Consider the following 23,994-nt stretch of genomic DNA (forward strand, 5'->3'; position numbering starts at 1 on the left):
CATCGGCGCGGATCCTCCCCCATCGCGAAGGGACTGTTCATATGACCGACCAGCAGGGTGAGCTGGACGCCGCCCTTGAGCGGGTGTTCGACGCGGCCCGCGCCCACCTGGCCGCGGTCCGCGCCGCGCAGGGCCGGATCGACGACGACGACGTCTGGCAGGCGTACGTCGCCTTGAACAACGCCTCCTACGAGTACGACGAGCAACTCCTCGACGTGTTCGGCGAGGTGACTCCGTGGGACGTCGAGTTGATCGACCCGAACGAGGCCGACGAGCGCTTCGGCGGTGTCGAGGGCGTCGAGGCGACGGACCCGCACCCGCGGGTGATCTCGGTCCGGCAGCGCCGGGACTACCGGGTGCCGAGCGTCTCCGCCCTGATCCGGGTCGCCGAGGCCGCCCGCCGGCAGGGCACCCCGGAGGGGGACGAGGCGGCGTCGGTCGAGGGGGTCGGCGAGGCGGTGCTGGAGCTGCTGCAGAGCGGTGACGGCTCGCTCAGCGCGCTGGACGTCCCGGAGCTGGAGCCGCTCGACGGGGTGGTCATGGTCAGCGAGGTCAGCACGCCGGTCGACCTGGAGTCGTTCGAGGACGACGACCCGGTGGGCCCGTTCCAGCCCGCCGCCGACGACCGGCTGATCGGCCGGCTCGACGAGCATCCGTTCCTGGAGCTCGACGAGGAGCACGACCACGCCCACTAGGCCGTGATGCCGCCGGGGCCGGACCGCGGTCCGGCCCCGGGGCGTCCACGTGCTCCCGGCTACGGCTTACGCCGCGCTCAGTACGACAGACCCGGCTGCGGCTGGTTGATCCGCCGACGGCGCAGCATCACCTGCCGCGTGCCGTCCCGGAACAGCCGCACCCGGGCCAACTCCCATCCGGAGAACTCCGCCTGGATCGCCAGCTGCGCCGCGGCGGTCAGCCGATCGACGTTCGGCGGCAACCGCAGCGGCGCGTATTCGTAGTCCATGGCCCCTATGCTGCCCAGCCCGGCGGCCCTGCGCCAGCCCCTGACGGTGAGCCGCGTCGCGTTCCCGACAGGCGGCCGGCCCTCCGGCCGTTCTCAGCCGTCCCGTTCCGGGTAGCCGACCGGCACCGCCGAGACGTCGTCCAGGGCGGTGACGATCTCCTTCGGCAGGGTGATCCGCTCCACCTGGAGGGCGCCGAGGAGCTGACCGACGGTGCGGGCGCCGAGGATCGGCGCGGTCACCCCGGGCCGGTCCCGGATCCAGGCCAGCGCCACCTCGAGCGGCGACACGCCCAGCCCGCTCGCCGCGGTGGCCACCGCCTCCACGATGCTGGAGCAGCGGGGGTCCAGGTAGGTGGCGACGAACCGCTCGAAGTGCGGTGACGCGGCCCGGGAGTCCGCCGGCCGGCCGTGCCGGTACTTGCCGGTGAGCACGCCACGACCGAGCGGCGACCAGGGCAGCACCCCCAGGCCGAGCGCCTCGCAGGCGGGCAGCACCTCGCGCTCCACCCCCCGTTCCAGCAGTGAGTACTCCACCTGGGCGGCGACCACCGGCGCGCGGCCGGGCCAGGCGGCCTGCCAGGCGGCGGCCCGCGCCGTCTGCCAGCCGGAGAAGTTCGACACCCCGACGTACCGGGCCCGACCGCTGGACACCGCGTGGTCCAGGGCGGAGAGCGTCTCGTCCAGCGGGGTGTCCGGGTCGTACCCGTGCACCTGCCAGAGGTCGACGTGGTCGGTGCCGAGCCGGCGCAGCGAGGCGTCCAGGGTGCGCAGCAGATGGCCCCGCGAGCCGTCCCGGCGGCGGCCGCTGCCCGGTCGCAGCCCGGCCTTCGTGGCGATGAGCAGATCCTCGCGGGGGACCAGGCTGCCCAGCAGCGAGCCGATCACCGACTCGGCGTCGCCGTCGGCGTAGACGTCGGCCGTGTCGACGAGGTTGCCGCCCGCGTCGAGGTAACTCTTCAGCTGGGCGGCCGCGTCGTCGGCGTCGGTGTCCCGTCCCCAGGTCATGGTGCCGAGCGCGAGCCGCGAAACCGCCAACCCGCTTCGGCCGAGCGGTCGCTGTTGCATGGGTGAACCTTATTTCGAACCCGGCGTGACGGATATCCTCGCTCCCGTCAAGTTCCCGCTCGACCGCTCGCCCGAGGCGGCGGTGAGGGGGTGAGCCGGTGATCGGGTCCGTTCGCCGCATTGCGTAACCTGATGCGACCTGTGGTGCGGATGGTGGGGAGGACCAGTGCGACTCGGGCTCAGCCTCGGATACCAGACGGCGTGGAGCACGCCGGCCGATCACCTGGCGCTAGCTCAGGAGGCGGATCGGCTCGGCTACTCGGTGGTGTGGGCGGCGGAGGCCTACGGCTCCGACTCGCCGAGCATGCTGGCCTGGATGGCCGGCCAGACCGAGCGGATCGATCTGGGCAGCGCGGTGATGCAGATCCCCGGTCGCACCCCGGCGATGACCGCGATGACGGCGGCGACCATCGACGCGCTCTCCGGCGGCCGGTTCCGGCTCGGCCTCGGCGTCTCCGGCCCGCAGGTCTCCGAGGGCTGGCACGGCGTCCGCTTCGCCAAGCCGCTCGCGCGGACCCGGGAGTACGTGGACATCGTCAAGCTCGCCATCGCCCGCAAGGAGGTCGCGTACGACGGCGAGCACTACACCCTGCCGCTGCCCGACGGCCCGGGAAAGGCGCTGCGGCTGGGCTTCCACCCGCCGCGCGAGCACATCCCGATCTACCTTGCCGCGGTCGGCCCGAAGAACCTCGAGCTGGCCGGCGAGATCGCCGACGGCTGGCTCGCCGTCTTCTACGCGCCGGACTTCGCCGAGGAGCAACTCGCCTCCGTCCGCGCCGGCCGGGCCAGGGCCGGCAAGGAGCTGGCCGGCTTCGACGTGGTGCCGTCCGTCCCCGTGGTGGTCGGCGACGACATCGCCTCCTGCGCCGAGCTGGTCCGCTGGTACGCCGCCCTCTACGTCGGTGGCATGGGTAGCCGGCAGCAGAACTTCTACAACCAGCTGGCCACCCGGATGGGCTACGGCGACGCGGCCCGGGAGGTCCAGGACCTCTACCTGGCCAAGCGGCAGCGTGACGCCGCGGCCGCGGTGCCGATGGAGTTCATCGACCGCACCTCGCTGCTCGGGCCGAAGGAGCGCATCGCGGAGCGGATGCGCGAGTACGCCGCGGCCGGCGTGACCACCCTGTCGGTCACCCTCTTCGTCGCCGACCGGGACAGTGGTGTGCAGACCCTGCGCACCGTCGCCGACGCGCTGGAGCTCTCCGGAGTCGGCGAGTGACCTGGGTAGAGGCCATCGTCCTGGGCATCGTCCAGGGGCTCACGGAATTCCTGCCGGTCAGCTCGTCGGGCCACCTGCGGATCACCTCGGCGATCTTCTTCGGCCGGGACGCCGGCGCGTCCTTCACCGCGGTGACCCAGCTCGGCACCGAGGCGGCCGTGCTCATCTACTTCGCCAAGGACATCTGGCGGATCGCCCGCACCTGGCTGCTCGGCCTCGTCGACCGCTCGGTCCGGTCCAGCCTCGACTACCGGATGGGCTGGTACGTCATCGTCGGCTCGATCCCGATCGGGCTGTTCGGCTTCCTGTTCAAGGACCAGATCCGCACCGCCGGCCGCAACCTGTGGCTGATCTCCTTCACGTTGATCTTCTTCGCGTTCGTGCTCGCCTTCGCCGAGTACTGGGGGCGGCAGACCCGCACGCTGGAGAACTTCCGGCTGCGCGACGGCATCGTGATGGGCTTCGCCCAGGCCATGGCGCTGATCCCGGGCGTCTCCCGCTCCGGCGGCACGCTCACCGCCGGCCTGCTGCTCAACCTCACCCGGGAAACCGCGGCCCGGTACTCGTTCCTGCTGGCCATCCCGGCCGTGGTGATGTCCGGCGTGTTCAGCATCCCGGACGTCTTCGAACCCTCCGCTCCGGGCACGGCCGCGCCGAGCGGGGCGCAGATGGTGGTCGCCACGCTGATCGCGTTCGTCATCGGCTACGCGGCCATCGCCTGGCTGCTGCGGTACGTCGCCCACCACACCCTGTACGTCTTCGTGCTCTACCGGGTCGCCCTCGGCACCCTGGTCCTCGCCCTGCTGATGACCGGCACGATCAGCGCCACCTGATCGCCACCCCCGCATACGCCAGTCGTTGCATGTGCCGCCGGCCGGCACCCTCTCGGTGCTGGCCGGTTTCGGTGTGGAGATGCCGCTGGCCGGCACCCGGTTCGGGTGTCGGCCAGCGGTCCCCCTTTTTTGATTAATGCCTGAGTCAGCTGTTCCAGTGCTCGGCGACCAGGTCGGCGGCCTGCTGCTCCCACTGGGCGTAGGCGTGCGGGTAGGCCGACACCTGCACCGTCTGGGCGGCCTCGGTCAGCGGCATGTCGTGCCAGCCGTCGACCTGCTTGAGGCCCTTGAGGAACGCCATGGTCGAGTACTGCGGGTCGGTGATCTGCTCCGGGGTGCCCCAACCCGAGGACGGGCGCTGCTGGAACAGGCCCAGCGAGTCGTGGTCGTTGCGGTCCCCCAGGTGACCCAGGTTCTCCAGCTTCGACTCCTGCAGGCTGGTCGCGATCGAGACCACCGCGGCCCGCTCGTCCATACCCGACTTCTTCGTCGCGGCGATGATCGCCTTGACGTTGCCGATCTGCTCGTCGTTCAGCTTGATGTGGGACTGGGTGCCCTGCACACCGTGCGGGATCAGCTTGCCCTTGTCGACACCCGGCTTGTCGGCCTGCACGGCGACGACGGGCTTGGTGTCGACCGCGGCGGTAGTAGTGGTGGTGCCGTGGTTCAGCGGACCGGCGGCCAGGCCACCGGCGAACGCCAGACCAGCGATACCAAGAACGCTCTTACGCAGAGTCGTGTTCATGATCAAAGCTCCAATTCGGGGGTCAGGCACACCACCCGATGGGGGCCGGGTAGATGCGCACGCACCACGGACGGGCGCTCAAAACAAAAGGGGAAAGTCTCTGTCCGGCGAAGATCCGCGGGGTGGGGGTGCCACTCGCGGCGCCGGGACCATGTGTAACGACCGGCGGCCCACCATCATTCCGACCCGGGCCCAACCGGCCCCGCCGAGCGGGGCGCTTCCTCGGTCGTACGCCAGGTATAACGACCCCGCCCCGGCCACGATTCCGGCCCCAGAATGCCGCCGGTCACACCCCCGAACCGGACATGCCACACCCCGTCGGCGAGTTGGGGCGACGCCGGACACCAAGGTCCCATTCACCGCAAAAGGCCAGCATCACCCACCGTGATGGCTTGAGCCAACAACACCACAGTCAGCGAGGCCACACCCGCACCGACGCTGGGCGGATCTTGCGACAGGAAGCCGTACCGCGTAAGGGCCGCGAACGGGAAGCCACGCCATGATCCGGTCGTGTGGGGCGGCTCTGGCGACCAAGGCCCTAGGGTGGTCAGGGTGGCGACCCTTCTGCTTCTGCGACACGGCCGGACCACCGCGAACGCCGACGGCGGCCTCGCCGGCCGGCAGCCGGTCGAGCTGGACGAGACCGGCCGTGCCCAGGCCACCGCCGTCGGGGAGCGATTGCGGAGCGTTCCCCTCGCGGCCGTGGTGACCAGCCCGCTGATCCGCTGCCGGCAGACCCTGGACCTGGCCCTGCCACAGGCCGAGCCGGTGGTGGCGGAGGGGCTGATCGAGTGCGGATACGGCAGCTGGGAGGGACAGCCGCTGAAGAAGCTGGCCAAGGAGCCGCTCTGGCCGGTGGTCCAGCAGCATCCGAGCGCGGCCGTCTTCCCCGAGGGGGAGTCGATGGCCGCGATGTCCGCGCGGGCGGTGGCGGCGGTGCGCGCCTGGGATGCCCGGATCACCGCCGAGCACGGGCCGGAGGCGGTCTGGCTGGCGTGCAGCCACGGCGATGTGATCAAGGCCATCGTGGCGGACGCGCTCGGCGTACACCTGGATCTTTTTCAGCGGATCGTCGTGGACCCGGCGTCGGTGACGGCGATCCGCTACACGCCGCTGCGGCCGTTCCTGGTCCGGCTCAACGACACCGGCGGCGACCTGTCCGGCCTGGTACCGCCGCCGCGCAAGCGGCGACGGCGGGCGGCCCGTACGACGGATTCGGACGCGGCCGTGGGTGGCGGCGCGGGAGCGGCCCGGTGAGCCGAACCACCACGCCCGCATGGGCCAACGGCACGCCGCGCGCGGCGCGGCGGCGATTCCCGGTCGGTGCGGTGCGCGATGCTTCCGCGTGCCGGATAGGGTCGTGGGTATGACCCACCAGGTGCACGCCTTCGAGCCGCCGGAGCGGTTCGTCGCCGGGACCGTCGGCCCGCCGGGGGAGCGTACGTTCTTTCTCCAGGCGCGCGGCGGTGGCCGGCTGGTCAGCGTCGCGCTGGAGAAGGTCCAGGTGTCCCTGCTCGCCGAGAAGCTGGAGGAGCTGCTCTCCGAGGCGCAGCGCCGGTTCGGCGTGGACGTGCCGGAGGCGCCCGCGGCGGTGACCGACAACGACCCGCTGGACACCCCGGTCGACGAGGAGTTCCGGGTCGGCACGCTGGGCCTGGCCTTCGACGTGGACACCGCCACGGTGGTGATCGAGGCGATCGCCGTTGGTGAGGCGGAGGCCGAGGTCGAGCTGGGCGATGCCGATGACGACGAGGACGAGGACCCGGACGAGCCGGACGACGACCTTGACCGGCTCCGGGTGCGGCTGACCCCCGCGGCGACCCGCGCGTTCATCGAGCGGGCCCGCCGGGTGATCAACGCCGGTCGTCCGCCCTGCCCGCTCTGCGGCCAGCCGCTGGATCCCGCCGGCCACCTCTGCCCGCGGTACAACGGTTATCACCGGTGACCTCGTCCGAACTCCAGCCTCGACAGGACGGCGCCGCCGCGCTCAGGCTGCTGAGCGACGGTGAGTTCGACCTGGAGGGGCGGCTGGTCGACGCCTCCAACACCACCCTGCGCGGGATCCTCACCCTCGACGGGGTGACGGCCCGCTGCGTCTACAAGCCGGTGCGCGGGGAGCGTCCCCTCTGGGACTTCCCGGACGGCACCCTCGCCGGCCGGGAGGTCGCCGCGTACCTGGTCTCCCGCGCCACCGGCTGGGATCTGGTGCCGCCGACCGTGCTGCGCGACGGCCCGTTCGGCCCCGGCTCGTGCCAGCTCTGGATCGACGAGCCGGAGGACGCCGAGCCGCTGGTCGGGTTCGTGCCGGCGGACGCGGTGCCACCGCGCTGGTTCCCGGTCGCCGCCGCCCGCGACGACGACGGCGTCGCGTACGCCCTCGCGCACGCCGACGACCCCCGCCTGGCCCGGCTGGCGGTCCTCGACGCCGTGATCAACAACGCCGACCGCAAGGGCGGCCACGTGCTCGTCGGGTCGGACGACCGGATCTACGGCGTCGACCACGGGGTGAGCTTCCACATCGAGGAGAAGCTGCGCACCGTGCTCTGGGGCTGGGCCGGCCGGCGGCTGCCGCCGGACGCGGTGGAGATGCTCGACGCGCTGGCCGGCCAGGTGGCCGGCACGCTCGGTGACGAGCTGGCCGAGCACCTGACGATCGGCGAGATCGCCGAGCTGGCGGCCCGGATCGACCGGCTGCGGGAGACCGGCAGGTTCCCGCTGCCGCCGGAGGACTGGCCGGCGATGCCCTGGCCACCGATGTGAGCCGTTGTCGCGTTGATCACTCGTGGGGGCGCCTCCCCGCGGCCTGACAGATCGTTAGGCTGACGGTCATGGAGTCTTGGGCGGGACACGAGGTGCCACGGCTGCCGGGCAGGGGCGCGCCACTGAGCTTGTACGACTCGGCGCGGCGCGGTGTCCACCCGATCCAGCCGGACGGCGCCGCCTCGATGTATGTCTGCGGCATCACCCCGTACGACGCGACCCACCTCGGACACGCCGCCACCATGATCACGTTTGACCTGGTGCAGCGGATGTGGCGGGACGCCGGCGTGACCGTGCGTTACGTGCAGAACGTCACCGACATCGACGACCCGCTGCTGGAGCGGGCCGAGCGCGACGGCGAGGACTGGAAGGTCCTGGCCATGCGGGAGACCGCGTTGTTCCGGGAGGACATGGAGGCGCTACGGATCATCCCGCCGGCGCAGTACGTCGGCGCGGTCGAGTCGATCCCGGACATCGCCGAGAAGGTCCTCGTCCTGCTCAAGGACGGTGCGGCGTACCGCCTCGACGACGGCACCGGCGACGTCTACTTCGACAGCAGCGCCGCCCCCGATTTCGGCTACGAGTCCAACCTCTCCCGCGAGCAGATGCTGGAGATCTTCCCGGAGCGCGGCGGCGACCCGGACCGGGCCGGCAAGCGGGACCCGCTGGACCCGCTGCTGTGGCGCGGCGCCCGGGAGGGCGAGCCGTCCTGGCCGGGCGGCGAGCTGGGCCCGGGCCGTCCCGGCTGGCACATCGAATGCGCCGTCATCGCCTTGAACCTGCTCGGTGACCGCATCGACGTGCAGGGCGGCGGCAACGACCTGATCTTCCCGCACCACGAGTGCTCCGCCGCGCACGCGGAGCGGCTCACCGGCGAGAGGCCCTTCGCCGACCACTACGTGCACGCCGGCATGATCGGCCTGGACGGCGAGAAGATGTCCAAGTCCAAGGGCAACCTGGTCTTCGTCTCCCGGCTGCGGGCCGACCAGGTCGACCCGATGGCGGTCCGGCTGGCCCTGCTGAGCGGCCACTACCGCACCGACCGGTCCTGGACCGACGACCTGCTCGCCACCGCGCAGGAGCGGCTGGCCCGGTGGCGCCGGGCCGCCGCGGCCCCCGCCGGCCCGTCCGGGGCCGACCTCCTGGCCGCCGTACGCGAGCGCCTCGCCGACGACCTCGACACCCCTGGCGCCCTCGCCGTCGCCGACGCCTGGGCCGACCGCGCTCTCGCCGGCAGCACCGACGACCCGGAGGGACCGGCCCTCTTCACCGACACGATCGACGCCCTCCTCGGCATCCGCCTCTGACGCCGCCCCGGCGCCTTCGGCGGTCCGCCCCACGAGCCAGCCGAGCTCCGCGGTCGTCCTGATCGTCTGCGCTTCTCGGAGGGCGTTGACGGCGTGTCGCCCCGGTGCACCGCAGACGATCATGGGTGCCGTGAGGGGAGGGCGTCAGCCGAGGACGAGGCCGGGGTCGGGGTCGGCCTCTTCGGCGGGGGCGGGGATCTTGTACTCCTCGGTGAGGGTGGTCATCGGGCCGGGCCAGGTGGCCTGGGCGACCTCGATCGGCTTGCGGTGGGCGTCGTACGCGACGTGCAGCAGGTGCAGCACCGGGGTGTCGGGGCGGATCTGCAGGATCTCCGCCTCCTCCCGGCTCGGCTGGCGGGCGCTGAGCGTGTCGGTGGCGGAGACGTACCGCCGGCCGGTGGCCTCCTCGGCCTCCTGGTAGAGCGGTCGGCCGAACGCCTCGGCCCGCTCCAGGGTGGTGCCGGCGGTGTCCGTGGGCAGGAACCACGAGACGCCCACCTCGACCGGCGACTCGTCGGTGCGCACCAGGTGGCGGCGGCAGAGCAGCTCGGTGCCGTCGGGCACGCCGAAGGCGTCGGCGACCTCCGGCGGGGCCGGGGAGTGGCCCACCGAGACGAGCTGCTGGCGGTACCGGGCGGCCAGGTCGGTGTGGTAGCCGCGGAACCCGCCGTAGCGGCCCCGGGAGAGCCGGTTGAGCCGGCGCCGGGTGCCCCGGACGTACGTACCGGAGCCGGGCTTGGTGATCAGAATGCCCTCGACCCGGAGCTGGTCGACGGCGCGCTGCACGGTCTGCTTCGCGACGCCGAACATCTCGGCGATGGCCGGGATCGACGGCAGCCGCTCGCCCGGCCCCCAGTCGCCCCGGCGCACCTGGGCCTTGAGCTGCGCGGCGATCTGCCGGTGCGGAAACTCCGCCGCGCCCGGGTTGATCTGCATGCCCGCCTCCTCCTGACAGCTAGGCTCCTAGGATGCCTTGGAGGGTGTGAGGCCGTCACGCCGACACGCGAAGAAACAGGCCCGGACGTCGGCGACGTACGGGCCTGGGGGCTCGGGTGGGGAAGTGGGGCTACCAGGAGCCGGCGGTCGGGCCGGCGGAGCCGCCCCGGCGGCGCAGGTACTTCTCGAACTCCTGGGCGATCTCGTCCCCGGTCAGCGGGGTGATGCCGGCGTCGCCGACGCGCTCCTCCAGCTCGCGGACGTACTCGCCCAGCTCGGCGTCCTGCTCGGCGGCGCTGCGCACCCGCTGCTCCCACTCGGCCGCCTCCTCGGCCAGGTCGGCCATCGGCACCGGCAGGTCCAGCACGTCCTCGACCCGGTGCAGCAGCGCGAGTGTCGCCTTGGGACAGGGCGGGTTGTTGGCGTAGTGCGGTACGTGCACCCAGAACGACACCGCGTCGACCTCGGCCCGGGTGCAGGCCTCGTGCAACACCCCGACGATCCCGGTCGGCCCGTCGTAGCGGGTGGGGGTGAGCTGGTAGCGCTTGGCGGCCCCGGTGTCGGAGGCGCTGCCGCTGATCGGCAGCGGCCGGGTGTACGGCACGTCGGCCAGCAGCGCGCCGAGCAGCACCACCCGCTCGACCTCCAGGCTGTGGCAGATCTCCAGCACCTGCTCGCAGAAGGTACGCCAGCGCATGCTGGGCTCGATGCCCCGGATCAGCACCACGTCCCGCTCGGTGCCCTGCGGGCTGGCCACCATGAAGCGCGTGGTCGGCCACTCCACCCGGCGGGTCTCGCCCTCGGCCATGGTGATGGTCGGCCGGCTCACCTGGAAGTCGTAGAAGTCCTCCGGGTCCAGCTCGGTCACCTGCCGGGCCTGCCAGACCTGCTCCAGGTGCTCCACGGCGGCGGTGGAGGCGTCCGCGGCGTCGTTCCAACCCTCGAAGGCGGCGATGGCGACCGGGGAGCGCAGCACCGGCAACCCGTCGAACTCGGTCACGCCGTCACCTCACCCTGCTCGTCGGGGCCGGCGCCGGGCCGGCGCCCGGTCGTCCGCCCGCCGTGCGCGGTGGCGTCCCTGTTGTCCCTCACGTCCGTCAGCCTACGTGCCGGGGCCGGATGCGGCCCGTCGGCCGCGCCGGTCGAGGAGTGGATCAGCCGGGCGAAAGGGACCCAAAAGACATGGTGATCCAGCTGACAGTATGTGGGAAGGCCAGCATGGCTCGACCCGGTCCCGAACCGCCGCACTAACCTGGCCCTGTGCGGACTTCGTTGCTGGATGTGCTGGCGGATCGGATCCTCATCGCCGACGGGGCGATGGGGACGATGCTCCAGGCGGCCGACCTGACCCTGGACGACTTCGACGGTCTGGAGGGCTGCAACGAGATCCTCAACGTGACCCGGCCGGACGTCGTGCGCGGCGTGCACGAGGCCTACCTGGCGGCGGGGGCGGACTGCGTCGAGACCAACACCTTCGGCGCCAACCTGGCCAACCTCGGCGAGTACGACATCCAGCACCGGATCCGGGAGCTGTCCGAGGCGGGCGCGCGGATCGCCCGGGAGGCCGCCGACGCGTACGCCACCCCGGACCGGCCCCGCTTCGTCCTCGGCTCGATCGGTCCGGGCACCAAGCTGCCCACCCTCGGGCACGCGGCGTACGCGTCGCTGCGCGACGCGTACCAGCAGAACGCCGCGGGTCTGATCGCCGGCGGCGCCGACGCCCTGATCGTGGAGACCTGCCAGGACCTGCTCCAGGTGAAGGCGGCGGTGGTCGGGTCGCAGCGGGCGATGGCCGAGACCGGCCGGAAGGTCCCGCTGATCTGCCACGTCACCGTCGAGACCACCGGCACCATGCTGCTGGGCAGCGAGATCGGCGCGGCGCTGACCGCGATCGAGCCGCTCGGGGTGGACCTGATCGGGCTGAACTGCGCCACCGGGCCGGCGGAGATGAGCGAGCACCTGCGCTACCTCTCCCAGCACGCCCGCGTGCCGCTGTCGGTCATGCCGAACGCCGGCCTGCCCCAGCTCACCGCCGACGGCGCGGTCTACCCACTGACCCCGGTGGAGCTGGCCGACGCCCTGGAGCGCTTCGTCGCCGAGTACGGCGTCTCCCTGATCGGCGGTTGCTGCGGCAGCACCCCCGAGCACATCCGGGTGGTCGCCGAGCGGCTGCACGGTGCCCGGCCCGGCCCGCGGGAGCCGCAGCAGGACGCGGGCGTCTCGTCGATCTACCACCACGTCCCGTTCGAGCAGGACGCCAGCGTGCTGATGGTGGGGGAGCGGACCAACGCCAACGGCTCCAAGGCGTTCCGCGAGGCGATGCTGGCCGGCGACTGGCAGGCCTGCGTCGAGATCGCCCGCAGCCAGGCCCGGGACGGCTCGCACCTGCTGGACCTCTGCGTCGACTACGTCGGTCGGGACGGCACGCGGGACATGCGCGAGCTGGCCGGCCGGTTCGCCACCGCCTCCACCCTGCCGATCATGCTGGACTCCACCGAGCCGGCGGTGATCGAGGCCGGGCTGGAGATGCTCGGCGGGCGGTGCGTGGTCAACTCGGTCAACTTCGAGGACGGCGACGGCCCCGACTCCCGCTACGCCCGGGTGATGCCCGTCGTCAAGGAGCATGGCGCCGCCGTGGTCGCCCTGCTCATCGACGAGGAGGGCCAGGCCCGGACCAAGGATTGGAAGGTACGCGTCGCGGTCCGGCTGATCGAGGACCTGACCACCCGGTGGGGGCTGCGCCGCTCGGACATCCTCATCGACGCGCTGACCTTCCCGATCGCCACCGGTCAGGAGGAGACCCGCCGGGACGGCGTCGAGACCATCGAGGCGATCCGGGAGATCGCCGCCCGCTACCCGGGGATCAACTTCACCCTGGGCATCTCGAACGTCTCCTTCGGACTCAACCCGGCGGCGCGGCAGGTGCTCAACTCGGTCTTCCTGCACGAGTGCGTGCAGGCCGGGCTGACCTCGGCGATCGTGCATGCCAGCAAGATCCTGCCGATGTCGAAGATCCCGGCGGAGCAGCGCGCGGTCGCCCTCGACCTGGTCTACGACCGGCGTCGCGAGGGGTACGACCCGGTGCAGCGCTTCATCGAGATCTTCGAGGGCGTCGACGCCGCCTCGGCGCGGGCGACCCGGGCCGAGGAGCTGGCGGCGTTGCCGCTGGACGAGCGGCTGAAGCGGCGGATCATCGACGGTGAGCGCAACGGCCTGGAGGCCGACCTGGACGCCGCGATGGCCGGCGGCCGTTCGCCACTGTCCATCATCAACGACCTGCTGCTGGACGGCATGAAGGTGGTGGGCGAGCTGTTCGGCTCCGGTCAGATGCAGCTGCCGTTCGTGCTCCAGTCCGCCGAGGTGATGAAGACCGCGGTGGCCTACCTCGAGCCGCACATGGAGAAGACCGACGACGACGGCGGCAAGGGCCGGATCGTGCTCGCCACGGTCAAGGGCGACGTGCACGACATCGGCAAGAACCTGGTCGACATCATCCTGTCCAACAACGGCTACGAGGTGGTCAACATCGGCATCAAGCAGCCGATCAACGCCATCCTGGACGCGGCCGAGGAGCACCGGGCCGACGCGATCGGCATGTCCGGCCTGCTGGTCAAGAGCACGGTCATCATGAAGGAGAACCTCGCCGAGATGGCCACGCGGGGGGTCGCGGAGCGCTGGCCGGTCCTGCTCGGTGGGGCGGCGCTCACCCGGGCGTACGTTGAGGACGACCTGCGGTCGACGTTCCCCGGCCAGGTGCACTACGCTCGCGACGCGTTCGAGGGACTGTCCCTGATGGACCGGGTGATGGCCGCCAAGCGCGGCGGCGCCCCGGTGGTGGACCCGGAGCGGGAGGCCGCCCTGGCCGCGCGGCGGGCCCGGCGGGAGCGGCAGCGGGCGATGGTCAGCGAGGCGCTGCCCGAGCTGGACGACGCCTCGGTCCGCTCCGACGTGGCCACCGACGTGGAGGTGCCCAGCCCGCCGTTCTTCGGCACCCGGGTGGTCAAGGGCGTACCGCTCGCCGACTACGCGGCGCTGCTCGACGAGCGGGCCACCTTCCTCGGCCAGTGGGGGCTGCGTGGCGCCCGCGGCGGCAAGGGGCCGTCGTACGAGGAGCTGGTGGAGACGGAGGGCCGGCCGCGGCTGCGCTACTGGCTGGACCGGTTGATCGCCGACCAGGTCCTCGAGGCCGCCGTCGTGTACGGCTACTTCCCCGCGTACTCCGAGGGCAACGACCTGGTGGTGCTGGACGAGAACGGGCACAGCGAGCGGGCCCGCTTCTCCTTCCCGCGCCAGCGGCAGGAGCGGCGACTCTGCCTGGCCGACTTCTTCCGCCCGAAGGGCGACGAACTGGACGTGGTGGCGTTGCAGCTGGTCACGGTCGGGCAGCCGATCAGCGAGTACACCGCGAAGATGTTCGCCGGTAACGAGTACCGGGACTACCTGGAGGTGCACGGCCTGTCGGTGCAGCTCACCGAGGCCCTGGCCGAGTACTGGCACCGGCGGGTCCGGTCGGAGCTCACCCTGCGGGGTGGCCGTACGGTCGCCGACGATGACCCGGCGGACCTGGCCGGGTTGTTGCGCACCGACTACCGCGGCTGCCGGTACGCGTTCGGCTACCCGGCCTGCCCGGACCTGGAGGACCGCGCGAAGATCGTGGAACTGCTCGGGGCGGAGCGGATCGGGGTGCAGCTGTCGGAGGAGTTCCAGTTGGTGCCGGAGCAGGCCACCGACGCGATCGTGGTGCACCACCCGGAGGCGAACTACTTCAACGCCAAGTGATCAGCGCAGGTGCGCTGACCCGCGGCGGAGCACCCGGAATGGCCCTGATTTCCATGATCATGCCGTCTCCAGGCCGTCAGGCGTCTGCGGGTCGCCGGCGAAGGCGTGGTCGATCGCGGAAGGGTGACGTCGACCGGCGGGTACCGCTTGGCGTGCTCGGCGAGCCGGCGCGACACCGACTCAGGCAGCGGAACATGCCGGACCTTGCCGCCCTCTGGCGGCGCAATGATCAGGCGTCCCCGCACGAGCTTGACCTGACGAGTCACGTGCAGCACGCGACGGACTCGATCGACGTCGTCCGGGCTGACGCCGAAGATCTCACCCTGTCGGAGGCCGCAGCCGGCGCCCAGGTCGACGGTGACCCGGTAGCGGTCGGCGCCGGACGCTGGGCGGATTCGACGGTCCGTCAGAGGCGCGCGGTCAGCGGCTACTTCTTTAATTTGATCTACGACCTGTGCCCGGCCAGGCTGGGTCGAGGTGGCTGGCGGGTTGCTCTTTTCCGCGGCTGTCCACGGCGTCATGGGTGTGACTCTCATCTGGGGTGCGCCCGCCGGCTACCGCCCGGGGAGTGGCTCAAGAGGGGTTTGTGCAGCTCAAAGTAGCTTTGCCCTCCCTGTCGAATGTCCAGCATTTGCCAGGAGGAAGCCAGCACATGGGTCGTGTAGTGATCGGGATGGATCCACACAAGCGGTCGGCCACGATCGAGGTCATCGATGACCGGGAAAAGGTCCTCGCACGGGGGCGGTACGGCACGGACAGCGTCGGCTATCAGGAGATGCTCGCGGCCGGTCGCCGGTTCACCGACCGGGTCTGGGCCATCGAGGGGTGCGGCGGAATCGGCCGGCACATCGCTCAGCGGCTGGTCGCCGACGGCGAGCCGGTCCTGGACGTGCCCGCGAAGCTGTCCGCGCGGGTGCGGGTGTTCGACACCGGTCAGGGCCGCAAGACCGACCCGGTTGACGCGCACAGCGTCGCGGTGGCCGGGCTGCGCAGCCCGAGCCTACGCCAGGTGACCGCGGACGACGCCACGGTCGTGCTACGGCTGCTGGTCGACCGCCGCGACGAACTCGGCCGGACCCGCACCGAGACCGTCAGCCGCATCCACCACCTGCTGCTCGAGCTGATCCCTGGCGGGGCGAAGAAATTCCTCACCCGCGGCCAGGCCAGCTACCTGCTACGCACCGCGCCGCCACCGGTCGGCATCGTCGCCCAGACCCGCCACGATCTCGCCCGCGAACTCATCGAGGAACTCACCACGATCGACGCCAAGATCCGCGCAGCGGACAAGCAGTTGCGCCAGCTCGTCGCCGCCTATGGCAGCAGCCTGACCGACCTGTACGGGATCGGCCCCTCCGGCGCAGCCCGGCTGCTGGGCGACATCGGTGACATCCGCAGGTTCCGTACCGCGGCGCACTTCGCGTCCTGGAACGGCACCGCCCCGCTGGAGGCGTCCTCCGGCGACCAGCGCCGCCACCGGCTCTCCCGGGTCGGCAACCGGCGTATCAACCGAGTCCTGCACATCATGGCCATCGTCCAGCTCCGCCGTGACACCCCCGGCCGCGCCTACTACCGGCGCCGCCTCGCCGAAGGCAAGACGACGATGGAAGCGCTCCGCGCGCTCAAACGCCACCTGTCCGACGTCGTCTTCAAGCGGATGCTTCGCGACGCCGCACCACAGCGAACCGCAGGGACGGGCCCGGGAGGACACACGGGAGCGACTCTGCAATCCAGCGCGGACGACCCAATCCCGACGGCCATCTCTTCGGACAAGTCACAGCCCGGACCCGCCGACAACAAGCCTAAAACAACCTCGCCGCAACCCCTTGACTAGAGGGGAACCAGATCCGTGCACGTGATCTTGATTCGGGCGCGGGTAAGGTGGCTCCTCGGCGGTTTCAGGTGCTGAGTCATTCGACAAGGGCGTGGTCGGCCTCCCAAGATCGCTCTCGATCTGCGTGCGCGAGGGTGGCGCGGCTAGGCATCATTCCTGTCTTACTGCGTCCCATAGCTCCGGCTGGCGATAGTGATTCCGGGCGCCGGTCTTCAGCGCCGCGCGCAGCGTGGCAAGGTGTTCGGTGTCCGGCGGCAAGTTGAGGCGCCCGAGCAGCTCCAGCGCCTGCTCCGGTTCGAGGTCGCCGTAGACGTCGTGGTAGCTGGCCAGCAGGCCCTTGAACAACGCCGGCCGCAACTTGGCCGCAGCTACGACAGCCTCGTAGACGTCGTGTTTGTCAGCCCAGCGGACTGGCCCTGAATGTTCGAGGACCCGGGAGACGCGACGGCAGAGTGGCGGGTTGGCCAGGTCACCCAGGCGCTGGCGGGCTCGCAGGTTACGTACGTCGTCGCCGATCACGGCCGCGAACGCAGACGCGCTCCTGCCCGGGTCTTCAAACCAGTCGACCCACAGCGAGTACAGCACCTGTGTGCCCGGCTCGGGTACTTCCAGACGCTGCCGGTAGCCGGCCCAGAAGGCCTCAATGACCGCCGGGTCAGCCTGTTCGGCGACGAAGAAACCCAGTTCCACCGTGACCCAGTACTCGTCGAGCAGATCGAGCAGGCCCAGCCCTATGCGCAGCTGCTGCGACGGGGGTAGTCGGTCGTCCCCGAGAGCTGCGGCCGTCCACTCATGCGCGAGATCGCTATCGGTTCGCTCCAACCCACCTGACGGGGTGACTTCGCGCCACCGTCCCGGGCCCAGCGGCGTCACGCCCTCCTCGGCCAGCCAGCGCAAGGCTCCGTCCGCCTCCGGGGTATGCATCCCAACAGTGTCGGCGATTGGATACCGACGCCGCACCAGGTTTGACCATGCCGCAAGCGACGGCTCAGACGAGCGAGTCGAGCCCCAGCACCGTCGCGAGCCCGAGTCGACGGGCCAACAACCCGAACTGGATCCATCGTCACGGCGAGACAGCGCGGCCGACGAGAGACCGGCCACAGACAAACACAGGCACGTCGCAGCCCACCGCGCATTATCGGCGGCAGATGAGCGCGCCCGCTAGTGGCGCCGTTCGGCCGGCCAGGACCCGAGGCGGGATATTTCTTGACTCTCGACCCGGTCGAGGGCTGACCCTTCCTGGGTGACGTCTGAAGAGCGTGACCAACGATCAGTCCCTCTCGCGATTGACCTGGAGATGCTGCGGCCGGTACTGCGCGGCGGCTGGGGAGCGGATACCTGCGACCCGCACGATGTGCAGGATTGGCACGCCGGCAACGCAGCCCGTGGTCAATGCGGGGTGACTGCCTTGATCATTCAGGACCTGCTCGGCGGAGAGCTGATCCTCGGCGAGGTCTTCGCCGGAGACGCCAAGGTCGGCTACCACTACTGGAATCGATTGGCCGACGGCCGCGAGGTCGACCTGACAGCTGACCAGTTCCAGCCACCGGAAGTTGTTGTCGGCGGTCAAGTCCAGCAACGCCCGCCGGGCCCACCTCGGCGATGCCGCCAGCAGTACGAGATCCTGCGGGACCGCGTCTTCGCAGCCCTCTACGGCGGCGATCGAACGCAATCCACGCAACCGTGACGGCCGGCGAACAGGCCGAGCGCACGAACGGCGGCAGGTCCGCATGGGTCAGGATGTGCCCATGACGATCTCCGCTGACGACTCCGGTCCGGTCCGGATTGTGACGGCCGTTCTTCGCGACGGCGATCGGGTGTTGCTGTGTCATCGAAGCGCCGGACGCCGTTGGTATCCCGACGTGTGGGACCTGCCGGGCGGTCATGTTGAGGAGGGGGAGGATCCGAAAGAGAGCCTTGTCCGCGAGCTTCGGGAGGAGTTGGGAATCACGGCATCGGAGCCGTCCAGCCCGCCGATGCATGAGATCCGGACCGCGACGTACGACATGCAGATCTGGTTGATCGACAGGTGGACCGGAACACCCGTCAACGCCGCGCCGGACGAGCACGACGCTGTGGCGTGGTTCGAGACGTCCGACCTTGACAGCCTCCGTCTCGGCCACGAGTCGTATCTCTTGATGCTCACCGCCGTGCTCGTCACGTGACGTCGCTCCGGAAGCCAGGGGTGCGCGCTCATCGGCTAGAAGCGGCAGGCCAGCCCTCTCCGCCCGCCCCGCGTTCACAACGGGTAGCCGACCAACCGGATCGGGGTGTCACGCTTCAAGTGAAGCCACGACGTAACGCGTCATGCGGAGTCGACATCAGCCGTGATCGGGTGTCAGGTCTCAGGACGTCCGTGACAGAGGAGTCTCGGAACGTGGGTGACACTTCCGGCTAGCGGGGCGGTGACGGCGGTTCGGGTGGGCGTCCTCGGGCGCGGGCTGTATCGGATAGGGCGATCGCGGCCAGGACGAGAGCAGCGGCGATGGCGATCACCAGCCGCGGCGCCCGGATCATCGCCGGTGAGATGGCGGCGAGGACCAGGACACCGATCAGGCGGTTGCGGGACACGCGGGCGAAGACCGCGTACTCGAAGATGCCGCGCCCGGCCAGGAACAGCGCGGGCCCGCCGAGGATCATGGCGATCCAGATCGGCTCTGCGTGTCCGAACGGGTCGGCGAGGACGTGATCGACGCAGTTGGCGGTGATGACGATGCCGGCCACCATGATCGGGTGGGAGTAGGTTGCCGAGATGCTGAGGCGGAGCGGATCGGGGGCGGCCGCGATGGCTTCCGACAGCAGCTGCCCAGCGCGGTAGAAATAGATTCGCCACAACAGCACGGTGGTAGTGAAATACACCAAGGCTGCAACGCTGTGCTCGGCCCCGAAGCCACTGGTGCCGAACGCCAGACCCGTGACCAGGATCAACTCGCCGAGCGCAATGATGAAGAACTGCCGGAAGCGCTCGGCCAAGTGCTCGCCCAGGATCGCAAGCTCCGATCGCGCAAGGCGACCCAACCCCGGTGTGGGCAGACGGAGTGCGGTCGCCGTGTAGTCGACGGCCACCGCCAGCGTCCACAGCGCCAGACGCGCCGTATCGTGCGCGACGGCTCCCGCGATCCATGGCACGGCGGACACGCCGTACCAGAAGAATTGCCGCAGGAAGGCGCGCTGCGCCTGGTGGCCGCGCAGCAGGAGCACGAGGACGACGCTGGCGCCAATCCGAATGGCGACGTACGCGCCCGCGAAGAATAGGCCTCGCTTGCCGAACGCCTCCGGCGTCGCGGCGGCCATCACCAGGATGCCAAGCATGGACGCGATGACCAGCAGCTGTATCGGCGGTCGTTGCGGATCGAACCTGTCGGTTGTCCCCGCAACGCGGGACCAGACCCACCACAGGGCCAGCAGCAACACCAGCGTCTGGAAGGTGCCGATCCACGTCAGATTCTGGAGCAGCCCCTGCGTGAGCCGGAAGAGCGCGAGGACGAACACCAGGTCGAAGAACAGTTCCAGGAACGTTGCCTGCTGCGGCTGCCCGGGTCTCCGCAGCAGGCCGCCCGCCCTACTGGTCGCCATAGGCTCGCCCGCTTCTGCCGTCATTGTCGCTTTGAAGCAGTACCACGCTGCGGGCTCTGGTGGATGCGGATGTGCTGCCATGGCCCGGGTCGAGTGGCGGCGTTCTACAGGGGGGGTGTCAGCCAGGTCCTGATACCTATCCGTCACGTAGGTCCTGGGACCGGTCATGTCAGCCCGGTTGATCCGGTGTGAGGAATTTCTGTACGACATCAAGGCGGCCCGCGCCGCGGGCCGCTCGCGCCGCCGAACCTGGGCCGGGCCGATGGCCCGCCGTCGCGCCTCTGGCCGTCGGCCGCCAGCGCGCCGGTGTTAGCCCGCCGGCGGCGCGACATACGACGGAGCCCCGGACCGCCATGGTTAGTGGCAGATCCGGGGCTTCGGCGTCGAGCGCGACGACCACTGACGTGCCTCCGGCGGAGCGCTCAGGCACTCCGGGATGGCAGAGGAGGATGTCGTCAGTCACGATCGTCATCCGATTGGTTGGACATAATCTTCCGAATCGCCAACGTGAGCGACAGCGTGGCTCCGAGAACGGCCACTACGGAGAGAGTGCCCTTTGCCCCAAGGTTGATGAATATGCTCACAAGCGCTGACAGCATCGCCACTGTGGTGCTGATAGTGGCATAGGCGATGGTCTGCTGAGCCGCACGCTTGTTTGGGTCTCGGGAACGCTTTTGCTTCCTACTACGCCCAGTCATAGATCTTCACCCCCACTGTCACGGCGCTTAGGAGGACGATGACCGCGACGGCGTTGGATCCCAGAATCCACCACCAGTTTCTCATTTGGTGCGATCCGTTGTAGGCGCTCTTTTCAAGGATCTTGGGCAGGAATCCGAAGCCAAATCCTACAGCGATGAACGCCAGAACCGCTTGGGCGACCGGGACATCTAGCTTCCTGGCAACGCCATCAATGACTGCACCAACCAGAGTGACACAAGCAGCAGCTATCCACGTTGGCCAGAAGACGGCATCCTCCCGGTTGAGAGGGCGAGTGCAGTACTTTAACCAGATCTCCAGGCCGGCCGTTCCAACGAGGACGGCCATTGTGATTAGGAGTGAGGTCAACCACGGCGGCAGCGTAAGCCCCTCTCCTTCGAGTCAACGGAGGCCGATACTAGTCGAAGTCCGTACGCAAGGGAGCTGGGAGGCTTCCGGCAGGCGGAGGGCGAGTAGTTCAGCAACCGACTAGCCATGCCGAACCCATGGTGACCAGCGTTGGCCAGTGGGGCGAGCCGAACAGGACCGCATTTGCCGGGGGTCAAGCGGTCTTCCTGACGTGCCGCCTCTGGGGGGCCCAAGATCAGGCCGTATCCAGGCCGTCAGAGGCGGACCGAGGGCGACGAACAATGACCACCGATCACCAACGAACGGCCAGCTCAGGCGGCATCTTGTCCACGTTCATCGACTATGCCCTCACCCTTGATCAATACAACGCCAAGTAGCGACGACATGGCCCTGATCAGGGCTTTCTGTCGCTCCGAGGGGCGCTGACGTACGTGCGCCGGGGGAACGTGCATCCCGTTGCGCCGGTCGTCATGGATACCGGTCGCGGGGGAGAGGTACTTCAGCGTGTTCGTCACACCGCGTCACCGGATACCAGGTTGCCTGCTCCCCACACCTGCGGCACCCTTCCACACATGATCGAGACGCGTGTGCTCAGCGAGGGCGATTGGAAGATGTGGCGGGAGCTGCGGCTCGCTGCGCTGGCGGAGGCGGCGTACGCGTTCGGTGCCCAGCTGGCGGACTGGCAGGGCGAGGGCGACCGCGAGGAACGCTGGCGCGGTCGGCTGGCCATACCCGGCTCGTACAACATCTTGGCGATGCTCGACGGGCAGCCCGTCGGGATGGCCAGCGGGGTGCCGACCGATCAGGACGGGGTCGTCGAGCTGATCTCGATGTACGTGGCGCCGGTGGGACGTGGTCGGAGCGTGGGCGACCACCTCGTGCGGGCGGTCGAGCAGTGGGCCCGGCTGGTGGGCGCGGGGACGCTGCGGCTGGCCGTGGTGGAGGGCAACAAGAGCGCGTGGGCGCTCTACCAGCGGAACGGCTTCCGCGACACGGGTGAGCTAGGCGACCTCATGCCCGACGGCGTGCGTCGAGAGCACATTATGGTCAAGAGTCTCGTGGCTTAGCGGTCGGCCGGCGATGGAGAGTACGACAGGCCGGCTGCCGGCGTATCGGGCTCCACTTGACGCGTTACACATCGGTTTCATTTGAAGGGCGACAGTCGGCGGACTCTCGCCGGCTCTACTGTCACACTGCGTAACTGGCGCGCCGCCGACTGCTGGGGACATGCGATCATCGATGCCGGTCAAGACGTCCCGGTCGGCCGCAGTTGCGGATGCTGCCGATGTCAGGAGTCAGTTGGTCGGACCGGGCTCCCGCGGCGGGTTGATCACACGACCAGCGCATGCGACAGTACGGGCATGCCGGCCGCGCCGAGAAGCGGTGCTGACAACGGAGATCTTCCGTCGGTACCGGCTGTGACGCATCGTTTCGTGGACGTCGCGGGGGCGAAGGGCCGGGTAGGCCTTCACCTCGCGGAGGCTGGCACCGGGGACGCTGTCCTCATGCTGCATGGCTGGCCACAGCACTGGTACTGCTGGCGGCGTATCGTCCCCGAGTTGTCGGGGCACTATCGGCTGCTGATGCCCGACCTGCGCGGGTTCGGTTGGAGCGATACGCCCGGGTACGGCTACGACCCGCTGAGCTACGCAGCCGACGCTTTGGCGCTGCTCGACGCCCTGGGACTTGAGCGTGTGCGGCTTGTCGGTCATGACTGGGGCGGCTTCACGGCATTTCTGCTCGGCGTCGCACACCCTGAGCGATTTTCTCACATCGTCGTCTTTAACGCGCCACCACTGTGGGCACCGCTCACTCCGGGGGTGATCGCCTCGCTGTGGCGCACCTGGTACGTGATCGCGATCGCCAGCCCGCTCGGACCTCGCGTCGTCGCTGACCCGCGCTTCCTACCCTGGTTCGTCGGACTCGGTGGGCGCCAGCATGTGCTCAGCGCCGATGACGTCCAGGTCTATGCGCGCCGGCTGCAACATCCGGCTCGTGCGCGTGCCTCCTGCCTGCTGTATCGCAGCTATCTGCGCGCCGCGAATGACATCTTTCTCCGCCGCCGCTACCACGGCGACCACCTGAGCGTGCCGACCCGTCTCGTCTTCGGCGACGAGGACTTTTACGTGCCCAGGTCCTACATCACCGGTTTCGAGCAGCACGCGCCCGCCTTGGATGTCGAGTTCGTGTCCGGCTGCGGCCACTTCCTGCCCGAAGAACGGCCGGACCTCGCCACTGCCCGATTACGCGATTTCTTATCCGCCTGACCGAACCCCTCGGCCCGTTCGGCAATGGAGCCAGTATCCATCGGCGACCACTGCCCACGGTTCTCTCATCAGCAGTTTCGGACGTGCGCCACCACCTGAGCCTCCAACACACGACCAGCGGCAGATAGGGACGTTCTAGAAGGTGAAGTCCTTATCCGGGCGGCGGTCAGGCGGGCCGCCACCGCAGCCGATTGTCCCCGGCGGAGCGCTTGCACACCATCAGCTTCCCTGTGCTGGTGCGTCCTACCGCGCCGGCCGCCTTGCAGGACCCGCCCGGGTGCACACCGTTGCGCATCGACGGGTGGGTGGTGCGCTTCACCGTCGACTGGGGGCTGCGCGTCGGCTTCGGGGTGGGCTTCGCCGTCCTGCTAGGCGTCGGCGATGGACTGGCCGGGACGGAGTTGGAGGGGACAGCGGCGATGGGGGCCGCACTCGCGCTCACCGAAGGGGTGGCCGTCGGCTTGTCGTCGCCGAGGAACTCGCCTAGAGCGTTACCGCAAAAGCAGAGGAGCAGCAGCACCGCGAAGATGGCCCCGACGAACCTCACCGGGTAGCGCTTGGCTTTCGAGAGGACGCCGGCCGGTGGGGGAGCGCGGTGCTTCACTGCGCGAGTGTGACTGGCCGCAGGAGTGGACGCCCATTACCCG

The 23,994-nt window shown here is 69.9% G+C and carries 23 protein-coding genes; 14 read left to right on the forward strand and 9 right to left on the reverse strand.

What is annotated here, in order from left to right; all coding sequences use genetic code 11:
• Positions 1-41 precede the first annotated feature (41 nt).
• Positions 42-695 (forward strand): hypothetical protein, encoded by a 654-nt coding sequence (locus tag GA0070624_RS18300; RefSeq protein ID WP_091342709.1) that lies wholly within the window; start codon positions 42-44, stop codon positions 693-695.
• A 77-nt stretch (positions 696-772) separates the two neighbouring features.
• Here GA0070624_RS18300 and GA0070624_RS18305 read toward each other — a convergent pair whose 3' ends face one another.
• The gene (locus GA0070624_RS18305; RefSeq protein WP_088993715.1) at positions 773-964 is read right to left on the reverse strand and encodes a DUF5703 family protein; all 192 of its coding nucleotides are present in this window, start codon (positions 962-964) and stop codon (positions 773-775) included.
• A gap of 93 nt (positions 965-1,057) precedes the next feature.
• Positions 1,058-2,029, reverse strand: coding sequence for an aldo/keto reductase (locus tag GA0070624_RS18310; protein WP_091342711.1), 972 nt, complete (start codon positions 2,027-2,029; stop codon positions 1,058-1,060).
• A gap of 166 nt (positions 2,030-2,195) precedes the next feature.
• Here GA0070624_RS18310 and GA0070624_RS18315 point away from each other — a divergent pair, with 166 nt between their 5' ends.
• Both GA0070624_RS18315 and GA0070624_RS18320 read left to right on the forward strand, forming a co-directional pair.
• Complete coding sequence (locus GA0070624_RS18315) at positions 2,196-3,248, forward strand: LLM class F420-dependent oxidoreductase (RefSeq protein ID WP_091342713.1); 1,053 nt, start codon at positions 2,196-2,198, stop codon at positions 3,246-3,248.
• Complete coding sequence (locus GA0070624_RS18320) at positions 3,245-4,081, forward strand: undecaprenyl-diphosphate phosphatase (protein WP_091342714.1); 837 nt, start codon at positions 3,245-3,247, stop codon at positions 4,079-4,081. The genes GA0070624_RS18315 and GA0070624_RS18320 overlap by 4 nt, the downstream gene beginning before the upstream one ends.
• Positions 4,082-4,226: 145 nt before the next feature.
• Here the strand turns inward: GA0070624_RS18320 and GA0070624_RS18325 are convergent, their stop codons facing one another.
• Complete coding sequence (locus GA0070624_RS18325; RefSeq protein ID WP_091342717.1) at positions 4,227-4,826, reverse strand: hypothetical protein; 600 nt, start codon at positions 4,824-4,826, stop codon at positions 4,227-4,229.
• Between the two features lie 543 nt (positions 4,827-5,369).
• Here GA0070624_RS18325 and GA0070624_RS18330 point away from each other — a divergent pair.
• The 4 genes from GA0070624_RS18330 (at position 5,370) to mshC (ending at position 8,893) form a co-directional block, all read left to right on the forward strand.
• On the forward strand, positions 5,370-6,083 hold the full coding sequence (locus tag GA0070624_RS18330; protein WP_091342719.1) for a histidine phosphatase family protein: 714 nt from the start codon (positions 5,370-5,372) through the stop codon (positions 6,081-6,083).
• A 109-nt stretch (positions 6,084-6,192) separates the two neighbouring features.
• The gene (locus GA0070624_RS18335) at positions 6,193-6,771 is read left to right on the forward strand and encodes a DUF3090 domain-containing protein (protein WP_091342721.1); all 579 of its coding nucleotides are present in this window, start codon (positions 6,193-6,195) and stop codon (positions 6,769-6,771) included.
• Complete coding sequence (locus GA0070624_RS18340) at positions 6,768-7,586, forward strand: SCO1664 family protein (protein WP_091342723.1); 819 nt, start codon at positions 6,768-6,770, stop codon at positions 7,584-7,586. The genes GA0070624_RS18335 and GA0070624_RS18340 overlap by 4 nt, the downstream gene beginning before the upstream one ends.
• Before the next feature lie 68 nt (positions 7,587-7,654).
• Entirely contained in the window at positions 7,655-8,893 is a 1,239-nt protein-coding gene (gene mshC, locus GA0070624_RS18345) for a cysteine--1-D-myo-inosityl 2-amino-2-deoxy-alpha-D-glucopyranoside ligase (protein ID WP_091342725.1), read from the forward strand.
• A 144-nt stretch (positions 8,894-9,037) separates the two neighbouring features.
• Here mshC and GA0070624_RS18350 read toward each other — a convergent pair whose 3' ends face one another.
• A complete protein-coding gene (locus GA0070624_RS18350) occupies positions 9,038-9,829 on the reverse strand; it encodes a GntR family transcriptional regulator (RefSeq protein ID WP_091342727.1) in 792 nt (263 codons plus the stop codon).
• Between the two features lie 130 nt (positions 9,830-9,959).
• On the reverse strand, positions 9,960-10,829 hold the full coding sequence (locus GA0070624_RS18355; protein ID WP_091342729.1) for a PAC2 family protein: 870 nt from the start codon (positions 10,827-10,829) through the stop codon (positions 9,960-9,962).
• A gap of 260 nt (positions 10,830-11,089) precedes the next feature.
• Here GA0070624_RS18355 and metH point away from each other — a divergent pair, with 260 nt between their 5' ends.
• Positions 11,090-14,608 (forward strand): methionine synthase, encoded by a 3,519-nt coding sequence (metH, locus tag GA0070624_RS18365; protein ID WP_176731761.1) that lies wholly within the window; start codon positions 11,090-11,092, stop codon positions 14,606-14,608.
• Here metH and GA0070624_RS34845 read toward each other — a convergent pair.
• Positions 14,590-15,129 carry a site-specific integrase gene (locus GA0070624_RS34845; RefSeq protein WP_176731762.1) on the reverse strand — a complete coding sequence of 180 codons (540 nt, stop codon included), beginning with the start codon at positions 15,127-15,129 and terminating at the stop codon, positions 14,590-14,592. The genes metH and GA0070624_RS34845 overlap by 19 nt on opposite strands.
• A 131-nt stretch (positions 15,130-15,260) precedes the next feature.
• On the opposite strand from GA0070624_RS34845, the gene GA0070624_RS18375 reads away from it, so the two are divergent.
• Positions 15,261-16,439, forward strand: coding sequence for an IS110 family RNA-guided transposase (locus GA0070624_RS18375; protein ID WP_091342734.1), 1,179 nt, complete (start codon positions 15,261-15,263; stop codon positions 16,437-16,439).
• A 150-nt stretch (positions 16,440-16,589) separates the two neighbouring features.
• On the opposite strand, the gene GA0070624_RS18380 is transcribed toward GA0070624_RS18375, so the two are convergent.
• Positions 16,590-17,363 carry a hypothetical protein gene (locus tag GA0070624_RS18380; protein WP_091342735.1) on the reverse strand — a complete coding sequence of 258 codons (774 nt, stop codon included), beginning with the start codon at positions 17,361-17,363 and terminating at the stop codon, positions 16,590-16,592.
• Between the two features lie 319 nt (positions 17,364-17,682).
• Between GA0070624_RS18380 and GA0070624_RS18385 the strand changes: the two genes are divergently transcribed.
• Both GA0070624_RS18385 and GA0070624_RS18390 read left to right on the forward strand, forming a co-directional pair.
• Positions 17,683-18,126 (forward strand): YunG family protein, encoded by a 444-nt coding sequence (locus GA0070624_RS18385; protein WP_245718860.1) that lies wholly within the window; start codon positions 17,683-17,685, stop codon positions 18,124-18,126.
• A gap of 61 nt (positions 18,127-18,187) precedes the next feature.
• Positions 18,188-18,604 carry an NUDIX domain-containing protein gene (locus GA0070624_RS18390; protein ID WP_091342739.1) on the forward strand — a complete coding sequence of 139 codons (417 nt, stop codon included), beginning with the start codon at positions 18,188-18,190 and terminating at the stop codon, positions 18,602-18,604.
• A gap of 229 nt (positions 18,605-18,833) precedes the next feature.
• Here GA0070624_RS18390 and GA0070624_RS18395 read toward each other — a convergent pair whose 3' ends face one another.
• Positions 18,834-20,039 carry a low temperature requirement protein A gene (locus tag GA0070624_RS18395; RefSeq protein ID WP_245718861.1) on the reverse strand — a complete coding sequence of 402 codons (1,206 nt, stop codon included), beginning with the start codon at positions 20,037-20,039 and terminating at the stop codon, positions 18,834-18,836.
• Positions 20,040-20,699: 660 nt separating this feature from the next.
• A complete protein-coding gene (locus GA0070624_RS34095; protein ID WP_141715075.1) occupies positions 20,700-21,080 on the reverse strand; it encodes a hypothetical protein in 381 nt (126 codons plus the stop codon).
• 572 nt (positions 21,081-21,652) lie between these two features.
• On the opposite strand from GA0070624_RS34095, the gene GA0070624_RS18400 reads away from it, so the two are divergent.
• The 3 genes from GA0070624_RS18400 (at position 21,653) to GA0070624_RS18410 (ending at position 23,901) form a co-directional block, all read left to right on the forward strand.
• Positions 21,653-22,147, forward strand: coding sequence for a GNAT family N-acetyltransferase (locus GA0070624_RS18400; protein WP_091342743.1), 495 nt, complete (start codon positions 21,653-21,655; stop codon positions 22,145-22,147).
• Between the two features lie 438 nt (positions 22,148-22,585).
• Positions 22,586-23,347, forward strand: a complete 762-nt coding sequence (locus GA0070624_RS18405; protein WP_176731763.1) for an alpha/beta fold hydrolase — start codon at positions 22,586-22,588, stop codon at positions 23,345-23,347.
• A 287-nt stretch (positions 23,348-23,634) separates the two neighbouring features.
• Positions 23,635-23,901 (forward strand): hypothetical protein, encoded by a 267-nt coding sequence (locus tag GA0070624_RS18410; protein ID WP_141715076.1) that lies wholly within the window; start codon positions 23,635-23,637, stop codon positions 23,899-23,901.
• Positions 23,902-23,994: the final 93 nt, after the last annotated feature.

The sequence above is a fragment of the Micromonospora rhizosphaerae genome, from assembly GCF_900091465.1.
GTDB classification, from domain to species: domain Bacteria; phylum Actinomycetota; class Actinomycetes; order Mycobacteriales; family Micromonosporaceae; genus Micromonospora; species Micromonospora rhizosphaerae.